Source organism: Paenarthrobacter sp. NPDC091669 (genome assembly GCF_044756725.1).
In the GTDB taxonomy this organism is placed as follows: Bacteria; Actinomycetota; Actinomycetes; order Actinomycetales; family Micrococcaceae; genus Arthrobacter; species Arthrobacter bambusae_C.
The window spans coordinates 36,107-58,791 of the sequence record NZ_JBIVTK010000015.1 but is presented as its reverse complement, the minus strand read 5'-3'; the positions used below and the strand labels follow the sequence as shown (position 1 = coordinate 58,791).

Below are 22,685 nucleotides of genomic sequence, written 5' to 3'. Positions count from 1 at the left end.
GGGATATGCTCCTTTGAGAGGAAAATTGATCCCGAAGGCCGCATTCCCGAGCATCCGGATTGCCCGGTTGTCCACATAGCCGGATTCGGCTCATAAAAATGTCAGCACGTCGTAATAGCGTCTGACATGACAGGAAAGCGGCTCTTAGGGCCACTCCACAGCGAGAAAGCATCAGAGGTGTGAACCATGGCGGCAACCCCGGATCGTGAAAAGGCGCTCGAAGCAGCGCTTGCCCAGATCGACAAGCAGTTCGGCAAAGGATCCATCATGCGCCTGGGTGATGACACCCGGGCTCCCATCGAGGTCATTCCTACCGGCTCCATTGCCCTGGACATCGCCCTTGGTATTGGGGGCCTGCCCCGTGGTCGCGTGGTGGAAATCTACGGACCGGAATCCTCGGGTAAGACCACCGTTGCGCTGCACGCCGTTGCAAGTGCCCAGCGCGCCGGCGGCATTGCGGCCTTCATCGACGCTGAGCACGCCCTGGACCCGGACTACGCTGCCAAGCTCGGAGTGGATACGGATGCGCTCTTGGTCTCGCAGCCGGATACCGGCGAACAGGCTTTGGAGATCATGGACATGTTGGTGGGTTCCGGCTCCCTGGACATCGTCGTCATCGACTCCGTGGCCGCTCTGGTACCCCGTGCTGAAATCGAAGGCGAAATGGGTGACTCCCACGTGGGTCTGCAGGCCCGCCTGATGAGCCAGGCCCTGCGTAAGATCACCGGCCGGCTCAGCCAGACCAAAACCACAGCGATCTTCATCAACCAGTTGCGTGAGAAGATCGGTGTCTTCTTCGGCTCCCCGGAAACCACCACCGGTGGTAAGGCCCTGAAGTTCTACGCTTCGGTACGTATCGATGTCCGTCGTATCCAGACCTTGAAGGAAGGCGCGGACTCCGTAGGTAACCGCACCAAGGCCAAGATCGTCAAGAACAAGATGGCGCCGCCCTTCAAGATTGCGGAATTCGACATTATCTACGGCCAGGGCATCTCCCGTGAGGGCGGCATCATTGATATGGGCGTCGAGCACGGCATCATCAAGAAATCGGGCTCTTGGTTCACCTATGATGGCGATCAGCTGGGCCAGGGCATGGAGAACTCGCGGCGGTTCCTCCGGGATAACCCTGAGCTCGCCCAGGAGCTGGAGCGCTTGATCAAGGAGAAGCTTGGCGTTGGCGTCAAGCCGGAGGAAGACTCCCCAAAGCTGAAGGCCGTTGACGGTTAGGAGAGGGCCGGATCCGGAGTCGTCCGTATCCGCCGATCCCGAGCCTGATCCGGAGTCCGTGGCGCGTGCCATCGTCCTGAGGCAGTTGACGATGGCGCCGCGGAGCCGGCTCCAGCTTTCCCGCAAGCTTGCGGAACGCAATGTGCCCGAGGACGTCGCCGAGGCAGTCCTGGACCGATTCGAAGAGGTTCAGCTGATTGATGACGCTGAGTTTGCGAGGATGTGGGTCCGTAGCCGTTCGCAGAGCAAGAAGCTTGCCAAAGGCGCACTTCGTCGCGAACTGGCGGACAAGGGAATCGAACTGGACGCGGCCGAAGAAGCACTGTCGCAGCTCAGCGATCAGGATGAAGAATTGGCGGCCCGTGAGCTTGTTCAACGCAAGCTGCGTCCCGGCGTCGATCTGGCTGATCGCGCGGAACGGGACAAGTACACCCGTCGTCTGGCGTCGATGCTGGCACGGAAGGGCTACGCCCCTTCCATGGCCTTCAGGATCGTCGGTGAGGTGCTGGCAGAAGCCGGTACCCTTGAGTAGTGAGTTTGACCATTCCTTCCCCAACAGTTTCCGCCACTCCTTCGGCTGAGCCCCGGACCTATCAGGTCCGCACGTTCGGCTGCCAGATGAACGTCCACGATTCAGAGCGCATGGCGGGACTCCTGGAGGACGCGGGGTACGTGCCCGCGGACGGCGAGATCGCTGACGTGGTGGTCTTCAATACCTGCGCCGTTCGGGAGAATGCCGACAACAAGCTCTACGGCAATCTTGGCCAACTCCGGCAGGTCAAGGCGGCGAACCCCGGCATGCAGATTGCTGTAGGTGGCTGCCTGGCCCAGAAGGACCGCGAAACCATCGTCAAGAAGGCGCCGTGGGTTGACGCCGTCTTTGGTACCCACAACGTTGGCGCCCTGCCCGCGCTGCTGGACCGTGCCAGGCACAACAATGAAGCACAACTTGAGATCCTCGAGTCCCTGGATGTGTTCCCGTCAACTCTTCCCACTAAGCGGGATTCTGTTTATGCGGGGTGGGTTTCCATCTCCGTGGGCTGTAACAACACCTGCACGTTCTGCATTGTGCCTTCTCTCCGCGGGAAGGAAAAGGACCGACGCCCCGGAGAAATCCTCGCCGAGATCCAGGCGCTCGTGGATGACGGCGCTGTTGAAGTGACTCTCCTCGGCCAGAACGTCAACTCTTACGGCGTGGAGTTCGGGGATCGGCAGGCTTTCTCCAAACTCTTGCGCGCCTGCGGTGAAATTGAGGGCTTGGAGCGGGTCCGCTTCACCAGCCCGCACCCTGCAGCTTTTACCGATGACGTCATCGAGGCAATGGCTGAGACGCCCAACATCATGCCGCAGTTGCACATGCCCTTGCAGTCCGGCTCGGACAAAGTCCTCAAAGACATGCGGCGTTCCTACCGCTCCAGCCGGTTCCTCGGGATTCTGGACAAGGTCCGTGATCGGATTCCCAACGCGGCCATCACCACGGACATCATTGTCGGGTTCCCAGGCGAAACCGAAGAGGATTTCCAGGCGACTCTCGATGTCGTGGAGAAGTCCCGTTTCGCTTCAGCTTTCACCTTCCAGTACTCCAAACGGCCGGGCACGCCGGCCGCAGACTTGCCTGACCAGCTTCCGAAAGCCGTGGTGCAGGAGCGTTTTGGAAGGCTGACAGCCCTCCAGGACCGCATTGCCGCTGAGGAGAACGCCAGGCAGCTTGGCCGGACAGTTGAAGTGCTGGTGACGGCCCAGTCAGGGCGTAAAGCCGAGGAAACCCACCGCTTGTCCGGTCGGTCCAAGGATCAGCGCCTGGTGCACTTCTCCGTGCCGTCCGGCGCGGAAACTCCCCGTCCCGGTGACTTTGTGACCGTCACCATCACGGAGGCTGCTGCTTTCCACCTTGTGGCGGATCCGGCCACCGCCGGGGACTATGTGCTGCGCCGCTCCCGTGCCGGCGACGCCTGGGATCGTTCCCAAGCTGAGTCCTGCGGTGTTCCTTCACCGGGTTCGGTTTCCAGCAAGGCCGGGGTGTCCCTGGGCATGCCGTCGCTGCCGGCTCGTCGCGCCTGACGCCGGACCAGGATCACGTGTATACCTCCACCAAGGACGCCTCCCTGCCCGTCATTGCAGTGGTTGGACCCACTGGTTCCGGTAAGTCGGACCTGGGCGTCAACCTTGCCCTCGCCCTGAACGGTGAGGTCATCAACGCGGATGCCCTGCAGTTTTATCGCGGGATGGACATCGGAACAGCCAAGATCAGCATGGAAGAGCGCAAGGGCGTTCCCCACCACTTGCTGGACACCATGGATGTCACCCAGGAGGCAAGTGTTGCGGACTTCCAGGCGGACTGCCGTAGCGCCATTGGGGAAATCCGTTCACGGGGAAAACTGCCCATTCTGGTGGGGGGATCCGGTCTGTACGTCCGCGCCGCACTGGACGTCCTGGAGTTCCCCGGCACCGATCCTGTGATCCGTAAGACCCTCGAAGAAGAATGTGACGCGCATGGCCTCGCGCCGCTGCGAACCCGTCTTGAGGAGGTCGATCCCGTGTCGGCAGCCCGTGTAGGTGACGCGCGGCGCGTGATCCGGGCTCTTGAAGTGCACCAGCTGACCGGGCGCCCGTTCAGTTCGTTCATGCCGCAGCGCGAGTACTTTCAGCCGTCAGTGCAGATTGGCCTGTCAGTGGACCGTGAGGTGCTGAGGGAACGGTTGGCACTGAGGGTCCACCGGATGGTGGAGGCTGGTCTGCTTGACGAGGTTGAACGGCTTGACGCTGCAGGGCTCCGGCAGGGCAAGACCGCGTCCCGCGCCTTGGGGTACGCGCAGTTCCTGCGGGTACTGGACCATCAGACCGATGTTGCTGCAGCATCAGAGGAAACCATCGTGGCCACCAGGCAGTTCGCCAGGCGTCAGCTCACCTGGTTCAGGGCTGACCCCCGGATCACCTGGCTTGACTGGCAGGATCCCCGCCTCGTGGCCAACGCCGTCGCCACCGCTACGAGCCGGCAGGCCTGATTTCTGGCCGAACCAGCGTGGAAGGTAGCCTAGTGGCATGGATGAAACCCCTGCAGTTCCCGCCCGGCAGTCCGCAGCTGCCGGTGCTACCGTGGCCGCCTCCAGCCTTGCTGGGCTGACGTTTTCCAAGGGCCATGGAACGGGCAATGACTTCGTCCTGATTGCCGACCCCGGCGATGCCCACGAGATCACCCCGGAGCAGGTTGCCCGGTTGTGCGACCGCCATGTAGGCATTGGTGGAGACGGTCTCATCCGCGCTGTTCCGTCGCGGTTCCTTCCGGAGGGTCGGGACCTCCTGGAGCAGGATCCGGACGCCGAATGGTTCATGGATTACCGCAACGGTGATGGTTCCCTCTCGGAGATGTGCGGCAATGGCGTCCGCGTCTTCGTCCACTTCCTGATTGCCGAGCAATTGGTGGATCTTGGCCCGGGCGAAACCTTGACCATCGGCACCCGTGGCGGGGTCAAGAAAGTGGTCCGTACGTCCAACGGGTATGCCGTGGACATGGGCCCGTGGGAATTCATCTTCCCCAAGGAAGCAACCAGCAAGGCCATGGACGCGCTGGTCAGTGCGGACGGCCTGGAGGTAGCCCGCCCCGGCCTCTCCGTCAGCATGGGCAACCCCCACACGGTGGTTGCTTTGGCCGAACTCAAGGAGCTGGCGGCAACGCAATTGTTCAAGGCGCCGGTGGTCGATCCCAAACCTGCCAACGGAACCAACGTTGAATTCGTTGTTCCGGCCGAACCGTTGGTTGAAGACGGCGTCGGCACCATCACCATGCGCGTTCATGAGCGCGGCGTGGGGGAGACCCAATCATGCGGCACGGGAGCTTGCGCCGCCGCCGTCGCCATTCGTCATTGGGCAGGCAACACAGCGCCGAACGACTGGCACGTCAACGTACCGGGCGGCGTCGTGGATGTTAAATTCTTCCCCGGTGCGGGCGGCCGCGAACATGTGGAACTCAGCGGCCCTGCCGTGATCGTGGCTACTGGGACGCTTTCCTGACCCGGATGATCCTGAAGGACTTGGACGTGCTCTCACGGCCCACCGAGTAGGTGTTGTCCAGCTCGCCGGCGAGCCACCGCTGGAGGGAGTCCGAGCCAAGGTTCTTTTGGACCACCAGCCAGGCGTTTCCTCCCGGGGCCAGGCGCGGCAGCCACGTCAGCAGCAGGGTGTGAAGCTCGTCCTTGCCGATCCGGATGGGCGGGTTGGACCAGATGGTGTCGAACTCGACGGCGGGGTCTACCTCGTGTGGAAGGCTGGCCGCGACGTTGTCGAGGCCCAGGGCGGCCGCGTTCTCGTTGGTCAGCGTGACACACCGCTCGTTGACATCTACAGCGTGCACCTTGGCGTGGGGCGCCATCAAACCCAGTGTCAAGGCGATGGGACCCCATCCGCAGCCGATGTCCAACAAGTTGCCCTGGGGTGAAGGCGGCGGAACTTCGGAGAAGAGTATGGCAGTGCCCTTGTCCACTCCGTCGGGGCTGAAGATGCCGGAGGAGGTCTGCAAGTGGCGTGTGGCTCCAGCGAGTTCCACCGTGAGTGGCTTTCGGGTGAACGGTCCGGCCGGCTGGGCGGTGAAATAGTGTGCAGACTCCATAATTTGCCAGATTAGTTGGCTATCGGCGCCATGGGAAACTGCCTGCCCCAAGAGGCGGCTTGACAGCGGATGATAATGTGAAACGCATGTTCTTGATCTTCGAGTAATCACGCCGCGACCAACCTGAGTACTCAGGCGTCACACGGCACCGCCCGCGATGCAGCCCGGTCCTTGGCAGTTCTGCCAGGCCCCGGTCTTTCCGCCAGGCAGGTTCCACCGGCACATCCGTCGACCAGCGCTCCCGTCACGGATGTTTTGAAGATCACACCAACCAGACCGGCCCACTGAACCGCCAGCATCCTGTGCGGGTCCAGCTGAGCCGGCAGTGCAATCTCCAGATGGCCAGGAACCTCCGCGCGGATCCCACCACGCCAGATCACAGCAACCGCCGTCCATTCCACGGGCGGCCGTTCAGCACAGGAGGCCCTCTTTGGCCCATGCCCGTCAGCCCAGCGCGAATAGCGCCCCATCGAACAGCAAACAGCACTATTCTGGAATAGCCGAACAGTCTAAGGAGACCATGACCACCCAGAAGCACTCCGGATCCGATTCCGACGCCCAGGACATGAGTCCTGAACAAATCCAGGCCGTCATCGACCGGATTCTTTCCAAGGATGTACCTGCGCAGGCATCCGATGACGACGATGCCGGTGGTGTGTTCGGCAAGGCGCAGGCCATTTCAACGCTTGACCAGGAACACAGCATCTACGACGGCGACCAGGAAGATCTGGCCGAACGCCGTGCACTGCGCCGCACAGCCGGCTTGTCCACGGAACTCGAAGACGTCACCGAGGTCGAATACCGGCAGCTGCGCCTTGAGCGCGTTGTCCTGGCCGGCCTCTGGACCGAAGGAACACTGGCCGACGCCGAAAATTCGCTCCGCGAGCTCGCTGCCCTGGCAGAGACTGCCGGTTCGGAAGTCCTTGACGGTCTGGTGCAGCGGCGAACGAAACCGGACCCGGGGACCTTCCTGGGGTCGGGCAAGGCCCAGGAGCTCAAGGACATCGTTGCCGCCACCGGTGCGGACACCGTAGTGGTGGACACCGAGCTGGCTCCTTCCCAACGCCGTGGCCTTGAGGACATCGTCAAGGTCAAGGTAGTGGACCGCACCACCCTGATCCTGGACATCTTCGCCCAGCATGCCAAGAGCCGGGAAGGCAAAGCCCAGGTTGAGCTTGCCCAGCTCGAGTATCTGCTTCCGCGCCTTCGTGGTTGGGGTGACTCCATGTCACGCCAGGCCGGTGGCCAGGTGGGTGGAGCAGGTGCAGGCATGGGCTCGCGTGGTCCTGGTGAAACCAAGATCGAACTGGATCGCCGTCGCATCCGCACACGGATGGCCAAGCTTCGTCGGGAAATCGCCGCGATGAAGCCGGCCCGCGAGACCAAACGCGCCAACCGCCGTCGTAATGCCGTTCCTTCCGTCGCGATCGCCGGATACACGAACGCCGGCAAGTCCTCGCTCCTGAACCGCCTCACTGACGCCGGTGTCCTGGTGGAGAACGCCCTGTTCGCCACCTTGGATCCCACCGTTCGTAAAGCCCAGACGCCGGATGGCATCGGCTACACGTTGGCGGACACTGTGGGGTTTGTCCGTTCTTTGCCGACCCAGTTGATCGAGGCATTCCGCTCCACGTTGGAGGAGGTGGCGGATGCAGACCTGATCCTGCACGTGGTGGACGCCTCGCATCCTGATCCTGAAGGCCAGATCGCTGCTGTCCGGGCTGTCTTCACCGAGGTGGATGCCCGCAAGGTGCCCGAGATCATCGTCCTGAACAAGGTTGATGTCGCGGACCCCTTCGTGGTGGAACGCCTCAAGCAGAAGGAACCCCGCCACGCGGTGGTCTCGACGCGTACGGGCCAGGGCATTGCTGAGCTGTTGGAAGACATCAGCCAGTCCATTCCCCGGCCAGGCGTACGCCTGGAGCTGCTCATTCCTTACGACCGTGGCGAAATGATCAGCAAGCTGCACAGCTCCGACTCGGAAATCCTCACCCTTGAGCACGAGGAAAACGGAACCCGCGTTGTTGTTATGGTCCGCGAAGGACTGGCAGCCGAACTGGAGCCGTTCGTCACCAATGGTTGAGAAGGTGGCGGTGGACGCCGTCGAGTCGTTGGGGGAGAAGACCACCCTCGAGTTGTTGGACCGGGCTGTTGCCGGCATGGGCGGTCAAAGCCGTGCCGGCCAGCATGAGATGGCCAAGCATGTCACCAGGGCCATCGAAACCGGGGAGCACTTGCTGGTCCAGGCGGGAACGGGAACAGGTAAGTCCTTGGCGTACCTGATTCCGTTGATCGCGCATTCGATGGACAGCGACAAACCGACTTTGGTGTCCACCGCCACCTTGGCACTCCAAACACAGATTGTTGGCCGGGACCTTCCCCGGCTGTTGGAGACCATCAACCCGGCCCTTGAACGCCCCGTGAACGTGGCGCTCGTCAAGGGCAGGGCCAACTATGTCTGCCGGCAAAAACTCGAAGGCGGGTTCCCCAGTGAGGAACCATCCGAGGGTCAGCTGTTTTCCCTGGGCGAGGACACCAGTGTCCCGCACTTTGCGGCGTCCATGGGGGGACCGCAATCACAGCTGGGGAAGGAAGTGGTCCGGCTTCGCGAATGGGCCGAAAAGACCACTACCGGCGACCGCGACGAACTTATGCCCGGCGTCACCGACCGCGCTTGGCGGCAAGTCTCCGTGACGTCCATGGAGTGCCTCGGCGCGCAGAAGTGCCCCCTCGCCGAGGAGTGCTTCAGCGAGTTGGCGCGGTCCCGCGCAGGCGAGGCCGACGTCGTGGTGACCAACCACGCCATGCTGGCCGTCAGCGCCTTCGAAGGGCTGGCTGTGCTGCCCGAATACGACGTCGTGGTAGTCGATGAGGCCCACGAGTTGCAGGACCGAGTGACGGGCGCTGTGTCAGGCCAGTTGTCCGTGGCCATGGTCCACGCGGCCGCGTCGAGCGCCCGCAAGCACACCGCCATTACGGTGGATGCCCTCAATGCTGCGGCCGATCGCTTGGATATGGCCCTAGCGGGCGTGCCCAACGGTCTGCTGCCCAGCGGGCTCAATGACGAACAGCTCGATTGCCTGGACCAACTGCGGGAAGCCACACGCGCAGCACTCTCGGATTCGAAGACGGACTCTTCAAACGCGGTCGACGGCGGCAGGCAACTGGCGCGCTCACGGCTCATGCTCATTCTGGAGCTGTGCGAACGGATGCTCGCGGCCAAGGAGAACCGTGAAGTGGTGTGGTTTTCCCGCAACAGCACGTTCGATCCCCAGCAGGGATACTCGCAACCCGACGAGACCGCTCCGGCCCTGATCAACATTGCACCCCTGAGCGTAGCGGGACGCCTTCGTGAAGGCCTCTTTGCCGGTCATACAGTGGTGCTGACTTCCGCCACGCTGGCCATTGGCTCGGCTTTTGAACCGGCCGCAGGTGGACTTGGGCTGATGGGCGATGGAGCACCAAGCTGGACCGGGATCGATGTCGGCTCGCCCTTCGATTACCCCAAACAGGGCGTGCTCTACGTGGCCAAGCACTTGCCCAAGCCTGGCCGTGGAACCTCGCCCGAAGCACTGGATGAGTTGGAAGACCTCATCCGCGCTTCCGGTGGGGGAGCGCTGTGTCTCTTCTCGTCGCGGCGGGCGGCAGAGGAAGCCGCGGATGCCATGAGGCTCCGGCTCGACGTCAGTATTCTCTGTCAAGGTGAATCCACCATGGCAGCACTGGTGAAGCAATTCGCTGATGAGCCCGATACCTGCCTCTTCGGCACGATGTCGCTGTGGCAGGGTGTGGATGTTCCCGGGGGTTCGTGCCGCCTGGTGGTCATAGACCGGATCCCGTTCCCACGTCCGGATGACCCGTTGATGACCGCCCGCTCGCGTGCTGTGGCACAGTCGGGTGGGAACGGATTCATGGCAGTGTCGGCAACGCACGCTGCCATTCGCCTGGCCCAGGGGGCAGGCCGGCTCATCCGTTCCACAGGAGACAAAGGTGTTGTGGCGGTCCTTGACTCCAGGCTCTCAACAGAGCGCTACGGGGGCTTCCTCAGGGCAGCCCTGCCGCCGTTCTGGGCGACGACGGACAGAACCGTGGTGCGGGGCGTGCTGGAGCGCCTGGGGCCGTCCAAAGCCTCCTAGAGGGAACGCAGGACCGACACGACCTTGCCCATGATGGTGGCTTGGTCGCCGAGGATGGGTTCGTACTGGGTGTTCTGCGGAAGAAGCCAGGTGTGCCCGTCGCGCTGGCGGAAGGTCTTGACGGTTGCCTCGTCGTCCAGCAGGGCGGCAACGATGTCTCCGTTAATGGCGTCGTTCTGCCTGCGGACAACTACCCAGTCGCCGTCGCAGATCGCGGCATCGATCATCGAGTCGCCGGCCACCTTCAGCATGAAAAGCTCGCCGTGCCCTACAAGTTGCCGGGGAAGGGCAAGCACGTCCTCCACTGTCTGGTCAGCAAGGATGGGGCCGCCGGCAGCGATCCGACCAACCAGCGGGACCATGGCAGTATCGCTGGCGCTGGCAAGCTCGGTCACGGCAAAGCCGCCCGTGCTGCGGAGCGTGGTGGGTGCTTCCACTCCCGGAATGGGGCCGCCATCGAGGGTCAAAGGCATGAGGACTTCCATGGCCCGGGGTCGTTTGGGATCGCGGCGGAGATATCCAAGCTTTTCCAGCTGGGAGAGCTGGTGCGTGACGCTCGACAGGCTTGCCAGGCCCACGGTGTCACCAATTTCACGCATGCTGGGCGGATACCCGTTGTCATTAACTGACCGCTGGATGGTTTCCAGGATCTTCTTCTGACGGACAGTCAGGCTTTTGGGACTCTTTTGAGGCTGCTGGCTCCGCAGGGGTGCCCCGCCGCCGGTGGCTTTCGCTGCCATGTTCGCCAATGCCTTTCCATTCCGCCCGGAGTGTGCCCGGGGTCGTCGGGTCTGCAAAAAATGTCAGACCCTCCTGTTCCACTGAAACAGTGCTGTTTCTTCACTCAAACGTAGGGCAGCCACAAGCGTTTATCAAACATTTGTTCTAGCGAGTCTCGACACCGTTCGTTGATAAGTGCTAAAAATGTCATAGCAAGGTTCGAATATGTGTTCTATAAACCTGACGCTGACGATGGATGTTCGAACGAAGTGTTCGAACTGACGGAGCCGGGCGGGGGAACGCAAAGAATTGGCAGCCATGTACCGGGATCCGGTGCACGGCAATAGCTCAGAAGGGCTCAGCTCATGTCCGCAATCACTACGTTCGCTGATTTCCGCACCACCCAGGCGCCCGCGCGTCTGCGCCTGACCCGTCGGGGGCGGATGGTCTTCTTCGGCATCCCGGCAATGCTGCTGGTGGCTGCGCTGCTGAGCCTGGCTGGATTTATCACCTCACCGGCCAAGGCCTCGGATTCCCAGGCGCAACTCCAGCCGCCCGTTGCCGTCACTGTTACGGTTCAGCCGGGACAGTCACTGTGGGGTATTGCAGGAGCCGCTGCTCCCGAGCGGGATCCCCGCGATGTGATTGCGGAGATCATCCAGCTCAACGACCTCCGTGGCGGCCGCATCCAGCCCGGTCAGCAGCTGTTCGTGCCCGCAAATTAGTACGTTGCGTCCCCGCGTGAGCCGGCCGCCCGGCGTCACAGTTAGTCGGCAGTCCCGGCAGCCCCTTAAACTGTGGTGGTGAGTGACCAGCTTGAGCGACTTAACCGACTACCCCTCCGGACCAACCTGCGTGGACTGAGCCCCTATGGCGCTCCGCAGCTTGATGTCCCCATTTTGCTCAACGTCAACGAAAACACCCATGGCGTCCCCGCGGATGTACAAGCGGCCATCACGGAAGCTGTTGCTGCTGCAGCCACAGGACTTAACCGCTACCCGGACCGGGAGTTCACGGAACTTCGCCAGTCGCTGGCAGCGTATCTGGGTCACAATCTTTCTCCGGACAACATCTGGGCGGCCAATGGCTCCAATGAGGTTCTGCAGCAGATCCTCCAGGCATTTGGCGGACCCGGCCGGAAAGCCTTGGGCTTCCCGCCCACGTACTCCATGTACCCCTTGCTGGCCAGTGGCACGGATACCGAATATGTCCGCGGAGTCAGGGCTGAGGACTACGGCCTGGACGCTGCCTCCGCTGCAGCGCAGGTTCGCGAAACCGGGGCCAACATCGTGTTCCTGTGTTCGCCCAACAATCCCACGGGAACAGGTCTGGGACTGGATGTCGTTGAAGCTGTTTATTATGCAGGCGAAGCCAGCCAGGCAATAGTGATCGTTGACGAGGCCTACCACGAGTTCGCCCACGACAATACCCCGAGCGCCCTGACCTTGCTGCCGGGACGCGAGCGTCTGATCGTTTCCCGCACCATGAGCAAGGCCTTTGCCCTTGCCGGTGCCCGGCTGGGTTATATGGCTGCAGCTCCCGAGGTCACGGATGCCATTCGGCTGGTCCGCCTTCCGTACCACCTGTCGGCTGTTACCCAGGCAACCGCCCTGGCTGCGCTCAACCACCGCGAAGCCCTCATGGCAGATGTCGAGGACATCAAGGTTCAGCGCGACCGTATTGTGACCGAGCTCCTGCGCATGGGCCTGAAACCTGCGGAGTCGGACTCCAACTATGTCTTCTTCGGCGGACTCAAGGATCCTCACGCGATCTGGCAGGGCCTGCTTGACGCCGGCGTGCTGATCCGCGATGTCGGGATTCCCGGCCACCTCAGGGTCACTGCCGGAACCGAGCCGGAAACCACGGCCTTCCTTGAGGCGCTGGAAGCGCTGCTGGACGGCCGGGCGTCACAGCCCGCCTAAACTTGTCCATAGACCCAACCCCCTCTTCGTGTATAAGGACGTCCCAATGAGCGAAACCGGCGCCACGCCGTCCGCTGCCCGCACCGCGCGCATGGAGCGCACCACCAGCGAATCCTCCGTCCTGGTGGAGATCAACCTGGACGGATCGGGTGTCTCGGACATCAGCACCTCGGTTCCGTTCTACGACCACATGCTGACGGCGCTGTGCAAGCACTCGTTGATTGACATGACTGTGAAAGCCACCGGCGATACCCACATCGATGCACACCACACCGTTGAAGATGTTGCCATCACTTTTGGCGAGGTGCTGCGCACTGCTTTGGGTGATAAGGCAGGCATCCGCCGCTTCGGCGAAGCCACTGTTCCTCTGGATGAGGCCCTTGCCCACGCCGTGGTGGATGTTTCCGGCCGCCCGTACTTGGTTCACGGCGGAGAGCCGGCCGGCCAGGAGTACCACTTGATTGGTGGTCACTTCACTGGTTCATTGACCCGCCACGTTTTTGAGGCCATCACCCTGCACGCCGGGATTTGCCTGCACATGAACGTTCTCGCCGGCCGCGATCCCCACCACATCGTGGAAGCCCAATTCAAAGCCTTTGCCCGGGCACTCCGTGCCGCAGTGGAATCCGATCCCAGGGTCGAGGGCATCCCCTCCACCAAGGGGGCATTGTGAGTGGTCAGGTCCTGAAGGACGGGGCAGTGGCCGACACCATCGCTTCGGTCAAGCCTGAGTCCCCGGAAGGCAAGCCCACCGTCACGGTGCTCGACTATGGTTCGGGCAACGTACGGTCGGCTGTCAGGGCACTGGAGCGTGCCGGTGCCCATGTAGTGCTGAGCTCCAAGCCTGAAGACGTACTCAACGCCGACGGACTGGTGGTTCCCGGCGTCGGCGCGTTCGAGACCGTCATGAAGGAACTCAAGGCCGTGGACGCCATCCGGATGATCGGACGCCGGGTTGCCGGCGGCCGGCCCGTGCTTGCCATCTGCGTCGGCTTGCAGGTCCTGTTTGAAGCCGGTGTCGAACACGGCACCGAGTCCGAGGGCATGGCCGAATGGCCCGGCAAAGTGGAGCTCCTGCCTGCTCCCGTTGTCCCGCACATGGGGTGGAACACCGTGGACGTCCCGGAAGGCTCCAAGCTCTTTGCCGGCGTCGAAAATGAGCGTTTCTATTTTGTGCATTCGTACGGTGTGCAGGATTGGAACTTCGATGTTGTGCAGCCTCGCATGGCCCCGCCGCAGGTGACGTGGTCCGAGCACGGCGCACGGTTCATCGCCGCCGTGGAAAACGGTCCGCTGTGCGCTACCCAGTTCCACCCGGAAAAGTCGGGGGACGCCGGCGCGCGCTTGTTGCGGAACTGGGTTGACGGCCTGAAGAAGACCGCCACTCCAGCAGCAGAAACCTCCGGAAGCGGTGCCGCCTAGATGTGGTCTGTTGTCCTCATGGGCCTTGCCGGCGTGCTGGTGGGCGGCGGTATTTCCTTCCATCAGCAAAAGAAGCCCCGCTGGGTTTCCATCTCTTTCTACGTGTTGGCAGGGTTGTCCCTGCTGGCCGCCTACCTCCTGACGCTGCCCGGTAACTGAGCCGGTCACCAAGCACCCGCGTCAAACCTCGAACTCCAAGGACCCACATGACCACCTCTGCCCAGCCCGTTCTGGAACTCCTGCCCGCCGTCGACATTGTTGACGGCCAGGCAGTCCGCCTCCTCCAAGGAGAGGCCGGCTCGGAGACCAGCTATGGAACTCCTCTGGAAGCAGCCTTGAACTGGCAGAATGCCGGTGCTGAATGGGTTCATATGGTGGACCTCGACGCCGCATTCGGGCGCGGCAACAACGCTGACCTCATCAGTGAGGTAGTGAAGCAGCTGAACGTCAAGGTTGAGCTGTCCGGTGGCTTGCGCGACGACGAATCGTTGGATCGCGCCTTGGAACTGGGCGTCGCGCGGGTGAATCTTGGCACGGCAGCACTGGAGAACCCCGAGTGGACCCGCAGGGCCATTGACCGCTTCGGTGACAAGATCGCCGTCGGACTTGATGTCCGGGGTACCACCCTTGCCGGGCGGGGCTGGACCAAGGAAGGTGGCGACCTTTGGGAAGTCCTGGCCCGCCTTGAGGATGCCGGCTGCGCGCGCTACGTCGTCACGGACGTCACCAAGGACGGAACCTTGCAGGGGCCCAACGTGGAGCTGCTGCGGCAGATGGTGGAGAAGACGGGAAAGCCTGTTGTCGCCTCGGGAGGCATTTCCAGCCTTGAGGACCTCCGCGTCCTGCGTGAACTCGTGCCGCTTGGCGTAGAGGGTGCGATTGTGGGCAAGGCGCTCTATGCCGGTGCCTTCACGCTGCCCGAAGCCCTGGACGTTGCCGGTCGTCGCTGATGCCCCAGGACTCCGAACAAGCACACAGTCACCAAGGCCACCCCGGTGCAGGAAGCCGGCACTTGCCTGGCCACATTGCTGCCGCCCTGGCCGGGGCCGGGGGAGCGACTGACTCTGCCGGGCAACCGTGGGCAGGCAGGAGCCTCAGTGGGGACGACGCCAGGATCCATAACTTTGAGGACGACGACGGAACGGCCGACGCCGGCTACGTCACCGCGATGGCTGCGTTGATCAACGGCACCGGAACCGAGGCCGATGTTGTCGCCTCACTGGCTACTGCCCGGGTGTTTGTTCCCGTTGTTGCCCAGTTGGCAGAGGAGGCCGCCGGCCTCGACGGACTGCATGCCGACAAACAGGCAGATATGGCATTGGTCACACTCAAGGCGCCCGATGGGCGCAAAGCCATGCCTGTCTTTACTTCGGCGGCTGCGCTGGAAACTTGGCACGGGGAAGCCCGTCCCGTGGCGGTTTATGCGGCCCGGGCTGCTCTTTCTGCGGTCTCCGAGGGTGCGCAGTTGCTGGTGCTGGATCCAGGGTCGGACTTCACGTTCGTGGTCCGACGCCCGGCCGTGTGGGCCCTCGCCCAGCAGCGGGACTGGACGCCGTCATACCTTGATGATCAACTGGAGTCTGCTCTCGCTTCAACCGTGTCAGCTTTCCGTACCGTGCGGCGGCTGGAGACGCAGCCCGGCGCAGGCGTTGCGTCGATGACTGCTGACGGGCGGACGGTGTCCGGCGGTGGTTCGGGTCCGGAGTTACGGGTGGTGCTCTTCCTCGAAGATGGCCTCGACGCTGTGGCCGTACAAACGCTGGTGACGCAACTCAATGAGGCGTGGGCGCGGATGGATTCCTTCGCTGAGGGCGTTGACTCCATTGAAGTGAAATTGCAGCGTGCGGCGCAGGAGCCTGGGCCGCACTAACGGCAGCCGGTTCCCCGGTCTGCCCCGGGGGAACAAGAGGATTTAGCCAGTGAATTTCGCTCTCTACAAGGAGATGCTGTCCATCCGCCCTGTCCGGCGCTTGCTGGTGGTGGGCATGATCGCCCGTATTCCGCATTCTGCGGCCGGGGTTCTCCTCACCCTGCACATCGTCCTGACCTTGGGCCAGGGCTACGCAGCCGCAGGTGCGGCAGCGGCCGTGATGACCATTGGCATCGCCGTGGGCGCGCCGTGGCGGGGCCGCAGGGTGGATATGGTGGGCCTGCGGAAGGCCCTGATCCCGTCGGTGGTTTCCGAGACCGTGATCTGGTCGATCGTCCCGCATGTATCTTACGAGTGGCTTCTGCCGTTGGTCTTTGTTGGCGGGCTCTTCACCCTGCCGATCTTCAGTGTTGTACGTCAGTCACTGGGCGTCATGGTGGAGGGGGAGCAGCGCCGGTCTGCGTTCGCCCTCGATTCCATCGCAACGGAACTCGTCTTCATGATTGGTCCGGCCGTTGGCGCCATTGTTGCCACGAGCGGTCACTCGGCGATAGGCCTGACTGCGGTGGGTATCTCGGTTTCCGTGGCCGGCCTGTTCCTCATGTGGTTCAACCCGCCAACGCGAACCGAAGCGGCCTGCACGCCGGAGGAGTCCGCGGACCGGGCCGCAGCGGACCTTGCTGCGGCTGAAGCGGCCATGGTGGCCTCGGCCCCGGCCCATGTCCAGGAAGCGGCATCGGAAATGGCGCCCTCCACCTCGCGCGGGGCAGCCCTCCGAAGCCGCGTCGCCAGGAATTTCACGTGGTTCACCGCATCCGTGGCTGCTCTCTTTACGGTGGCGGCGGGTTCGGGCATGGTGCTCAGCGGCTCGGATGTGAGCATCGTCGGGTTGCTGGAGCGCGGCGGGCACGAGAATGAAATTGGCATCGTGTTCTTCTTCTGGTGCGCCTCATCCGTGGTGGGCGGACTGATCTACGGCTCCATGAAGCGCTCCATTTCGCCCATGCTGTTGCTGTTGGGCATGGCCGCGCTGACCATCCCCATGGGGTTTGCCCAAGACACCTGGACCCTGGCTTTCCTGTCACTCCTGCCGGGCTTGTTGTGCGCGCCCGTCCTGTCCGCGTCGTCGGAGAAGGTCGCCGACCTCGTGGACGAGGAACGCCGCGGCGAAGCCATGGGCTGGTACGGCTCTGCTCTGACGGCCGGCGTCGCGCTGGGCGCCCCCTTGGCCGGCGTTTTCATCGACGCAGTGGGTCCTTCAGCGGGCTTCGCAGCCATCGGTTCGGCAGGTGTCGTGCTCTGTATTGCGGGCCTGGTTCTGACCTCCTTGCGTCGACGCGCCGCCCGCGTCTGACGGACCGAAGCAGAGGAAAGCACGACGGCGGGTCGACCACATGTGGTCGACCCGCCGTCGTTGAAACTCGTGGCAGTTGCCGGCTAGTTCACCGGACCGGTGAACTTTTCGCCGGGGCCCTTGCCTGGGGCGTCGGGAATCAGCGATGCCTCGCGGAAGGCCAACTGCAGTGAGCGAAGCCCATCGCGCAACGGGCCGGCGTGCTGTGAGCCGATTTCCGGGGCGGCTGCGGAAACAAGGCCGGCGAGGGCTGTGATCAGCTTGCGGGCTTCGTCGAGATCCTTGAGGTCTTCGGCGTTGGGGTCATCCGCCAGGCCTACCTTCACGGCAGCTGCACTCATCAGGTGAACGGCGCCAGTGGTGATGACTTCTACGGCCGGAACTTCAGCGATGTCGCGGATCTGCTGGGAAACTCCGGCATCAGCGGCAGGGGAAGCCGCGTTTTCGCTGTAGGAGTTGCGGGAATTGCTGTCTTCAGTGCTCATACTGGTAAGCTTGTCACAGACCGACTGGAAGTCGTTATTCACGGCCAGATATTCACGGCCAAGATCAGCAGTAATGCTCCCGCCACGTGCAATGTGCGCTCGGCGGGTTGTTTCTGTAGAATTGTCTTTCAGTTTGCAAGCGGAGTTCTCTCCCACCCGCGTCAGCCGTTTCCCTTCAGGGACATGATCCCTTTCGGGACAAGAGGTTGCCGGGTACCTGGTCGGACACATGGGTGGCACAGCCGCCCATAGTGCGTACTTCCCGTAAGGGGAGTGCAGCCGATCTTCGAGGCCTTCGATTGCACCAGCAATTGGGGGCCTTCTCTATTTGCCGGTGACATCACCACAACCACAGGAGCTTTAACATTAGCGAGCCAAGAATCAATGAGCGTATCCGCGTCCCCGAGGTGCGGTTGGTCGGCCCTGCCGGCGAACAGGTAGGAATTGTCCGCATCGAGGACGCCCTGCGTCTTGCTGCCGAATCCGATCTCGATCTCGTTGAAGTTGCCCCGCAGGCTAAGCCTCCTGTTTGCAAGTTGATGGACTTCGGAAAGTACAAATACGAAGCTGCAGTCAAGGCCCGCGAAGCCCGCAAGAACCAGACCAACACGGTTCTGAAGGAAATTCGCTTCCGCCTCAAAATCGACAAGCACGACTACGAAACCAAGCGCGGCCACGCACTTCGCTTCCTCGGCGCCGGTGACAAGGTCAAGGCCATGATCCAGTTCCGCGGTCGTGAGCAGCAGCGTCCGGAGATGGGCATCCGCCTGCTCCAGAAGTTTGCTGAAGATGTTGCCGAGGTTGGCATCGTTGAGTCCAGCCCGCGCATTGATGGCCGCAACATGGTTATGGTGATCGGTCCGCTGAAGAACAAGGCCGAAGCGAAGGCAGAAGCCCGCCGTGCCGCCCAGCGTGCAGAAGCCAAGGCCCAGAATGAGGCCAAGGCGTCGGGACACGTGGACACCACTGGTGACCAGGCTCCGCTGACGCAGTCCTTGGGTGACCTTCTCCCGGCCGGCTTCCTGGCTGGCCAGGACGAGACCACGCAGGACACTGTGGAGGCTCCCGAGGTTGAAGCAGCCGTCGCCGAAGAGGCTCCGGTTGTTGAAGAGGCCCCGGCAGCTGAAGAGGCAGTGGCGGTCGAGGAAGCTCCTGTCGCAGAAGAAGCTCCGGCGCCTGTTGTCGAAGAAGCACCCGTAGTCAAGGAAGCCCCGGCTCCCAAGGCTGAACCGGCCAAGGCTGCACCGGCCAAGGCTGCACCGGTTGAAAAGGCTCCGGCAGCGAAGGCCGCTCCGGCCGAAAAGGCTCCGGCAGCGAAGGCTGTCCCGGCCGAAACGCCGAAGCCTGTGGTTCCGGCCGCTCCGAAGCCCGCGGTTCCTGCGGCTCCGAAGCCCATGGCCAAGCCGGCAGCTCCCAAGCCGGCAGCTCGGCCCGCGGCCCCCAAAGCCGCGCCGAAGCCTGCTTCACGCAAGACCAACTAACTAGTTCAACGCCGAGGAGGCTCCGCCTCCACCGGCAAGCAACCAGCATGCCGGCCCTCGCGGGCCGGCTGCGCGAAAGAATCGCGGACTTGTCCGTGGATACGTAAGGAGATCGGTTCCCATGCCGAAGATGAAGACCCACAGCGGTGCTAAGAAGCGCTTCAAGCTGACCGGTACCGGCAAGCTGAAGCGTCAGCAGGCCAACCGCCGTCACTACCTGGAGCACAAGTCCTCCAGGCTGACCCGTCGCCTCGCCGGCGACAAGCTCGTCTTCAAGGGCGATGCCAAGGTCATCAAGAAGATGCTCGGCGTCTAAGTTCCAAGTTCTTTGGGTGCTGCCATCCGGCAGCAGCCGACTACACCAAAAGCCTTCTCAGGCCGGCCGGGTTTCCGGCAGTAGCAGCTTGGGATAAAGATTTCTGAAGGAGTACGCACGTGGCACGTGTGAAGCGGGCGGTAAACGCCCACAAGAAGCGCCGGGTTGTCCTCGAACGCGCCAAGGGTTACCGCGGTCAGCGTTCGCGCCTGTACCGCAAGGCCAAAGAGCAGCTGCTGCACTCGTTTGTGTACAGCTACGGTGACCGCCGTAAGAAGAAGGGTGACTTCCGTCGCCTTTGGATCCAGCGTATCAACGCCGCATCCCGCGCCAACGGCCTTACCTACAACCGTCTCATCCAGGGCCTTAAGGCCGCTGAGGTTGAGGTTGACCGCCGCATGCTGGCCGAGCTGGCTGTCTCTGACGCCAACGCTTTCGCCGCTCTGGTGAACGTTGCCAAGGCTGCACTCCCGGCTGACACATCCGCTCCGGCCGCAAAGGCCGTTGCTGCTCCGAAGGCTGCAAAGGTTGCTCCGGCTGCCGCTACGGCAACGGCAGTCAAGGCCGTTGTTTCCGAGAAGCCCGCCATCGATGGCGCAGTTGCCGCTGATGGCGACGAGGCTCCGGAAGGCTACGCCATCAAGGGCAACGCCGAGTCCAAGAAGTACCACGTTCCGGGTTCCACCTGGTACAACACCACCGCTGCTGAATACTGGTTCTCCACCGTTGAGGCTGCAAAGGCTGCCGGCTTTGAGCCTGCAGGTGGCGAAGCACGCCAGCAGATCAAGAACTAGTCGCAACAGCCACTAAAGTTCTTTATATGAACGAAACCGGGCGCCCGCAAGACTTTTCGATGACCAACCCCCGAGCTGATCGGGTGAGGGATGTCGCCAAGCTTGCCGGGCGCCCGGCCCGTTTAAAACGCGGGCGCTTCCTCGCGGAAGGTCCGCAGGCGGTACGCGAGGCGTTGAGCCTGCACCGTGAGCGCATAGCGGCGGGAGGTCCCGCCGTCGTGCATGAAGTTTTTGCCAGCGAAGCGTGCCTGGACCGTCTTCCGGAACTTGCAGACCTCGCGCAGGATACGCCGCTCCGGCTGGCAAGCGACGAAGTCCTGGCCGCCATGGCGGATACGGTCAACCCGCAGGGAATTGTGGCTGTGTGCAGTTTTGTGGACGTCACCCTGGACTCAGTGCTCGACGCCGGTCCACGCCTGATCGCGGTCATGTGCCAGGTACGGGACCCCGGCAACGCCGGCACGGTCCTTCGCGCAGCTGATGCGGCCGGTGCTGATGCCGTGGTCCTGACGGGCTCGAGCGTGGACATCTACAATCCCAAAGCTGTCCGATCCACCGCCGGTTCCCTGTTCCACCTCCCAGTGGTGCTTGGAGCCGATGTTGAGGATCTGGTGGAGCGCTGCAGGGAACGCGGTATCGGTGTCCTGGCCGCCGACGGCTACGGGACCGTCAACCTTGACAAGCTCCAGGACGAAAATGCTGCCCGGAGGCTCGGGAATGATTCTGTAACGTCTGAGTACGCTCTGGAGGCGCCTACGGCGTGGCTGTTCGGCAACGAGGCACAGGGCTTGTCAGATGCCGAGTTGTCGCTCGCTGACCACCGCGTGGCTGTGCCCGTCTACGGTGCGGCTGAGAGTCTGAATCTGGGCACGGCAGCCACCGTGTGCCTTTACGCCAGTGCACGCTCCCAGCAGGGCGCCACAGTGGGGAATGTGTAAGCAGCGCGTCGCCGGGAGACTCTTCCTGGCCCAGGAGGCGGTACCAAAGCGATCGTGGCGGCTATCGCCGTGCTGTGCGGGGCTTGGGAAAAGTTCCAGTCCCCGCACGGCATCGAAGGTCAGCCGGCAAGTGGTCGTTTGCGTTCCAGCAGGCCGCTGAGCAGGGCAACGCCCAGGCCCAGGATGGCCAGTACCGCGCCCACCAGGGCGGGCGCTACATAGCCCCAGCCCCACGCGATCACGGTGCCGCCCAGGAAGGCTCCCAAGGCGTTGGCGATGTTCAAGGCAGAGTGGTTCAGCGAGGACGCCAGGGATGCGGCTCCCGGGGCTGCGTCGAGCAGGCGGGTCTGCAATGCAGGGGTGAGCATCGAACCGACGCCCCCTACAACGAACGCCATGATGAACGCTGCCCATGCCCAGTGCGCTGCGATGGCGTAGACCACCAGGGCTACGGCAATGCCCGGCATGACCCAGTAGATGGTGCCCATGACGGATTTGTCGGCGATGCGCCCGCCCACGATGTTGCCTACCACCATGCCGAGGCCGTAGAGGGCTACGACAGCTGGAATGAGGCTCTCGGGGATTCCTGCCACGGAAGTCATGGTGTGTGCGATGTACGTGTAGACAGCGAAGAATCCGCCGAAGCCGATGACGCCGATGAGCAGGGCCAGCCATACCTGCAGGCGCTTGAGGGCGCCAAGTTCACGACGGATGCTGGCGTCGGGGTGGGCTGCTTCGAAGGGCACGAACTTCCATACCATTGCCACCGTTACTAGTCCGATGGCGCCAACAATGATGAAGAGCAGCCGCCAGCCAAAGGTTTGTCCCACCCAAGTGGCCAAGGGCACGCCGATGACGTTGGAAACTGTGAGCCCGGCCATCACCATCGATATCGCCCACCCGCGCTTGGTTGGAGCAACGAGCCCGGCGGCGATGACGGCGGCCACGCCGAAGAAGGCTCCATGCGGAAGGCCCGAGGCGAAGCGGGAGAGCAGCATGAAGCCGTAGTCCGGTGCGATGAAAGATGTGAGGTTCGCGAGTGAAAGGAACAGCATGAGTCCCAAGGCGAGATGCTTCTTGGGGAGCTTGGCCCCGAAGGCTGCGAAAATCGGTGCGCCGATGACCACGCCAAGGGCGTAGGCCGAGATCAGGTTTCCTGCCTCCGGTGTGCTGATGCCGAGTCCCTCCTCCACTTCCTTCAGGAGGCCCATCATGGCGAACTCGGTGGTACCTATGGCGAACCCGCCCATGGCCAACGCCAGGATGGCCAGGCCAAGGTGGCGCCTTGTTGCTTTAGCGGCAGTGGACGGGGACACGGTGGTAGTCATAAGCCTGTTTCTTGAGGGTGCCTTGCGGGCTGGGAATGCGGAGAAAATCCGATAACAAGTTTAGTCCCGCGGCTTGTCGTTGACGC

The 22,685-nt window shown here is 62.8% G+C and carries 23 protein-coding genes; 19 read left to right on the top strand and 4 right to left on the bottom strand.

Annotation, left to right across the window (positions count from 1 at the left end):
* Positions 1–186 precede the first annotated feature (186 nt).
* From recA to dapF, 5 genes are read left to right on the top strand one after another with little or no spacing between them, the layout of a single operon-like run.
* Positions 187–1,227 (top strand): recombinase RecA, encoded by a 1,041-nt coding sequence (gene recA, locus ACIQLI_RS20540; protein WP_089594401.1) that lies wholly within the window; start codon positions 187–189, stop codon positions 1,225–1,227.
* On the top strand, positions 1,217–1,759 hold the full coding sequence (locus ACIQLI_RS20535) for a regulatory protein RecX (protein ID WP_354232418.1): 543 nt from the start codon (positions 1,217–1,219) through the stop codon (positions 1,757–1,759). Before recA ends, ACIQLI_RS20535 begins: the two co-directional genes overlap by 11 nt.
* Positions 1,759–3,288 (top strand): tRNA (N6-isopentenyl adenosine(37)-C2)-methylthiotransferase MiaB, encoded by a 1,530-nt coding sequence (miaB, locus tag ACIQLI_RS20530; RefSeq protein ID WP_400391852.1) that lies wholly within the window; start codon positions 1,759–1,761, stop codon positions 3,286–3,288. Before ACIQLI_RS20535 ends, miaB begins: the two co-directional genes overlap by 1 nt.
* A 17-nt stretch (positions 3,289–3,305) precedes the next feature.
* Entirely contained in the window at positions 3,306–4,232 is a 927-nt protein-coding gene (gene miaA, locus ACIQLI_RS20525; RefSeq protein ID WP_400391849.1) for a tRNA (adenosine(37)-N6)-dimethylallyltransferase MiaA, read from the top strand.
* Positions 4,233–4,269: 37 nt separating this feature from the next.
* On the top strand, positions 4,270–5,238 hold the full coding sequence (dapF, locus tag ACIQLI_RS20520) for a diaminopimelate epimerase (RefSeq protein ID WP_400391846.1): 969 nt from the start codon (positions 4,270–4,272) through the stop codon (positions 5,236–5,238).
* On the opposite strand, the gene ACIQLI_RS20515 is transcribed toward dapF, so the two are convergent.
* Positions 5,219–5,833 carry a class I SAM-dependent methyltransferase gene (locus ACIQLI_RS20515; protein WP_400391843.1) on the bottom strand — a complete coding sequence of 205 codons (615 nt, stop codon included), beginning with the start codon at positions 5,831–5,833 and terminating at the stop codon, positions 5,219–5,221. The genes dapF and ACIQLI_RS20515 overlap by 20 nt on opposite strands.
* 520 nt (positions 5,834–6,353) lie before the next feature.
* Between ACIQLI_RS20515 and hflX the strand changes: the two genes are divergently transcribed.
* Both hflX and ACIQLI_RS20505 read left to right on the top strand, forming a co-directional pair.
* Entirely contained in the window at positions 6,354–7,916 is a 1,563-nt protein-coding gene (gene hflX / locus ACIQLI_RS20510; RefSeq protein WP_400391840.1) for a GTPase HflX, read from the top strand.
* A complete protein-coding gene (locus ACIQLI_RS20505; RefSeq protein ID WP_400391837.1) occupies positions 7,909–9,969 on the top strand; it encodes an ATP-dependent DNA helicase in 2,061 nt (686 codons plus the stop codon). The genes hflX and ACIQLI_RS20505 overlap by 8 nt, the downstream gene beginning before the upstream one ends.
* On the opposite strand, the gene lexA is transcribed toward ACIQLI_RS20505, so the two are convergent.
* Entirely contained in the window at positions 9,966–10,709 is a 744-nt protein-coding gene (gene lexA / locus ACIQLI_RS20500; protein ID WP_089594409.1) for a transcriptional repressor LexA, read from the bottom strand. The genes ACIQLI_RS20505 and lexA overlap by 4 nt on opposite strands.
* Positions 10,710–11,054: 345 nt before the next feature.
* On the opposite strand from lexA, the gene ACIQLI_RS20495 reads away from it, so the two are divergent.
* The 8 genes from ACIQLI_RS20495 (at position 11,055) to ACIQLI_RS20460 (ending at position 17,257) form a co-directional block, all read left to right on the top strand.
* A complete protein-coding gene (locus tag ACIQLI_RS20495) occupies positions 11,055–11,414 on the top strand; it encodes a LysM peptidoglycan-binding domain-containing protein (RefSeq protein WP_207597037.1) in 360 nt (119 codons plus the stop codon).
* 78 nt (positions 11,415–11,492) lie between these two features.
* Complete coding sequence (locus ACIQLI_RS20490; RefSeq protein ID WP_400391833.1) at positions 11,493–12,611, top strand: histidinol-phosphate transaminase; 1,119 nt, start codon at positions 11,493–11,495, stop codon at positions 12,609–12,611.
* 46 nt (positions 12,612–12,657) lie between these two features.
* Positions 12,658–13,284, top strand: a complete 627-nt coding sequence (gene hisB, locus ACIQLI_RS20485; protein WP_281452163.1) for an imidazoleglycerol-phosphate dehydratase HisB — start codon at positions 12,658–12,660, stop codon at positions 13,282–13,284.
* The gene (gene hisH / locus ACIQLI_RS20480) at positions 13,281–14,033 is read left to right on the top strand and encodes an imidazole glycerol phosphate synthase subunit HisH (RefSeq protein ID WP_400391830.1); all 753 of its coding nucleotides are present in this window, start codon (positions 13,281–13,283) and stop codon (positions 14,031–14,033) included. Before hisB ends, hisH begins: the two co-directional genes overlap by 4 nt.
* On the top strand, positions 14,034–14,192 hold the full coding sequence (locus ACIQLI_RS20475) for a hypothetical protein (protein ID WP_198318392.1): 159 nt from the start codon (positions 14,034–14,036) through the stop codon (positions 14,190–14,192).
* Between the two features lie 47 nt (positions 14,193–14,239).
* Positions 14,240–14,983, top strand: a complete 744-nt coding sequence (gene priA, locus ACIQLI_RS20470) for a bifunctional 1-(5-phosphoribosyl)-5-((5-phosphoribosylamino)methylideneamino)imidazole-4-carboxamide isomerase/phosphoribosylanthranilate isomerase PriA (protein WP_354232438.1) — start codon at positions 14,240–14,242, stop codon at positions 14,981–14,983.
* Positions 14,983–15,903 carry an SseB family protein gene (locus tag ACIQLI_RS20465; RefSeq protein WP_400391827.1) on the top strand — a complete coding sequence of 307 codons (921 nt, stop codon included), beginning with the start codon at positions 14,983–14,985 and terminating at the stop codon, positions 15,901–15,903. Before priA ends, ACIQLI_RS20465 begins: the two co-directional genes overlap by 1 nt.
* 49 nt (positions 15,904–15,952) lie before the next feature.
* On the top strand, positions 15,953–17,257 hold the full coding sequence (locus tag ACIQLI_RS20460; protein ID WP_354232442.1) for an MFS transporter: 1,305 nt from the start codon (positions 15,953–15,955) through the stop codon (positions 17,255–17,257).
* Between the two features lie 83 nt (positions 17,258–17,340).
* Here the strand turns inward: ACIQLI_RS20460 and ACIQLI_RS20455 are convergent, their stop codons facing one another.
* A complete protein-coding gene (locus tag ACIQLI_RS20455; RefSeq protein ID WP_089597300.1) occupies positions 17,341–17,742 on the bottom strand; it encodes a DUF1844 domain-containing protein in 402 nt (133 codons plus the stop codon).
* A gap of 407 nt (positions 17,743–18,149) precedes the next feature.
* Between ACIQLI_RS20455 and infC the strand changes: the two genes are divergently transcribed.
* From infC to ACIQLI_RS20435, 4 genes are all read left to right on the top strand, one after another.
* The gene (gene infC / locus ACIQLI_RS20450) at positions 18,150–19,223 is read left to right on the top strand and encodes a translation initiation factor IF-3 (RefSeq protein WP_400391823.1); all 1,074 of its coding nucleotides are present in this window, start codon (positions 18,150–18,152) and stop codon (positions 19,221–19,223) included.
* 121 nt (positions 19,224–19,344) lie between these two features.
* Complete coding sequence (rpmI, locus tag ACIQLI_RS20445; protein ID WP_011774324.1) at positions 19,345–19,539, top strand: 50S ribosomal protein L35; 195 nt, start codon at positions 19,345–19,347, stop codon at positions 19,537–19,539.
* Between the two features lie 119 nt (positions 19,540–19,658).
* A complete protein-coding gene (gene rplT / locus ACIQLI_RS20440; RefSeq protein ID WP_089594417.1) occupies positions 19,659–20,333 on the top strand; it encodes a 50S ribosomal protein L20 in 675 nt (224 codons plus the stop codon).
* Between the two features lie 26 nt (positions 20,334–20,359).
* Positions 20,360–21,271: a TrmH family RNA methyltransferase gene (locus ACIQLI_RS20435; protein WP_400391819.1), complete on the top strand. Its 912-nt coding sequence runs from the start codon at positions 20,360–20,362 to the stop codon at positions 21,269–21,271.
* A gap of 119 nt (positions 21,272–21,390) precedes the next feature.
* Here ACIQLI_RS20435 and ACIQLI_RS20430 read toward each other — a convergent pair whose 3' ends face one another.
* A complete protein-coding gene (locus tag ACIQLI_RS20430) occupies positions 21,391–22,599 on the bottom strand; it encodes an MFS transporter (RefSeq protein ID WP_400391816.1) in 1,209 nt (402 codons plus the stop codon).
* Between the last annotated feature and the right edge of the window lie 86 nt (positions 22,600–22,685).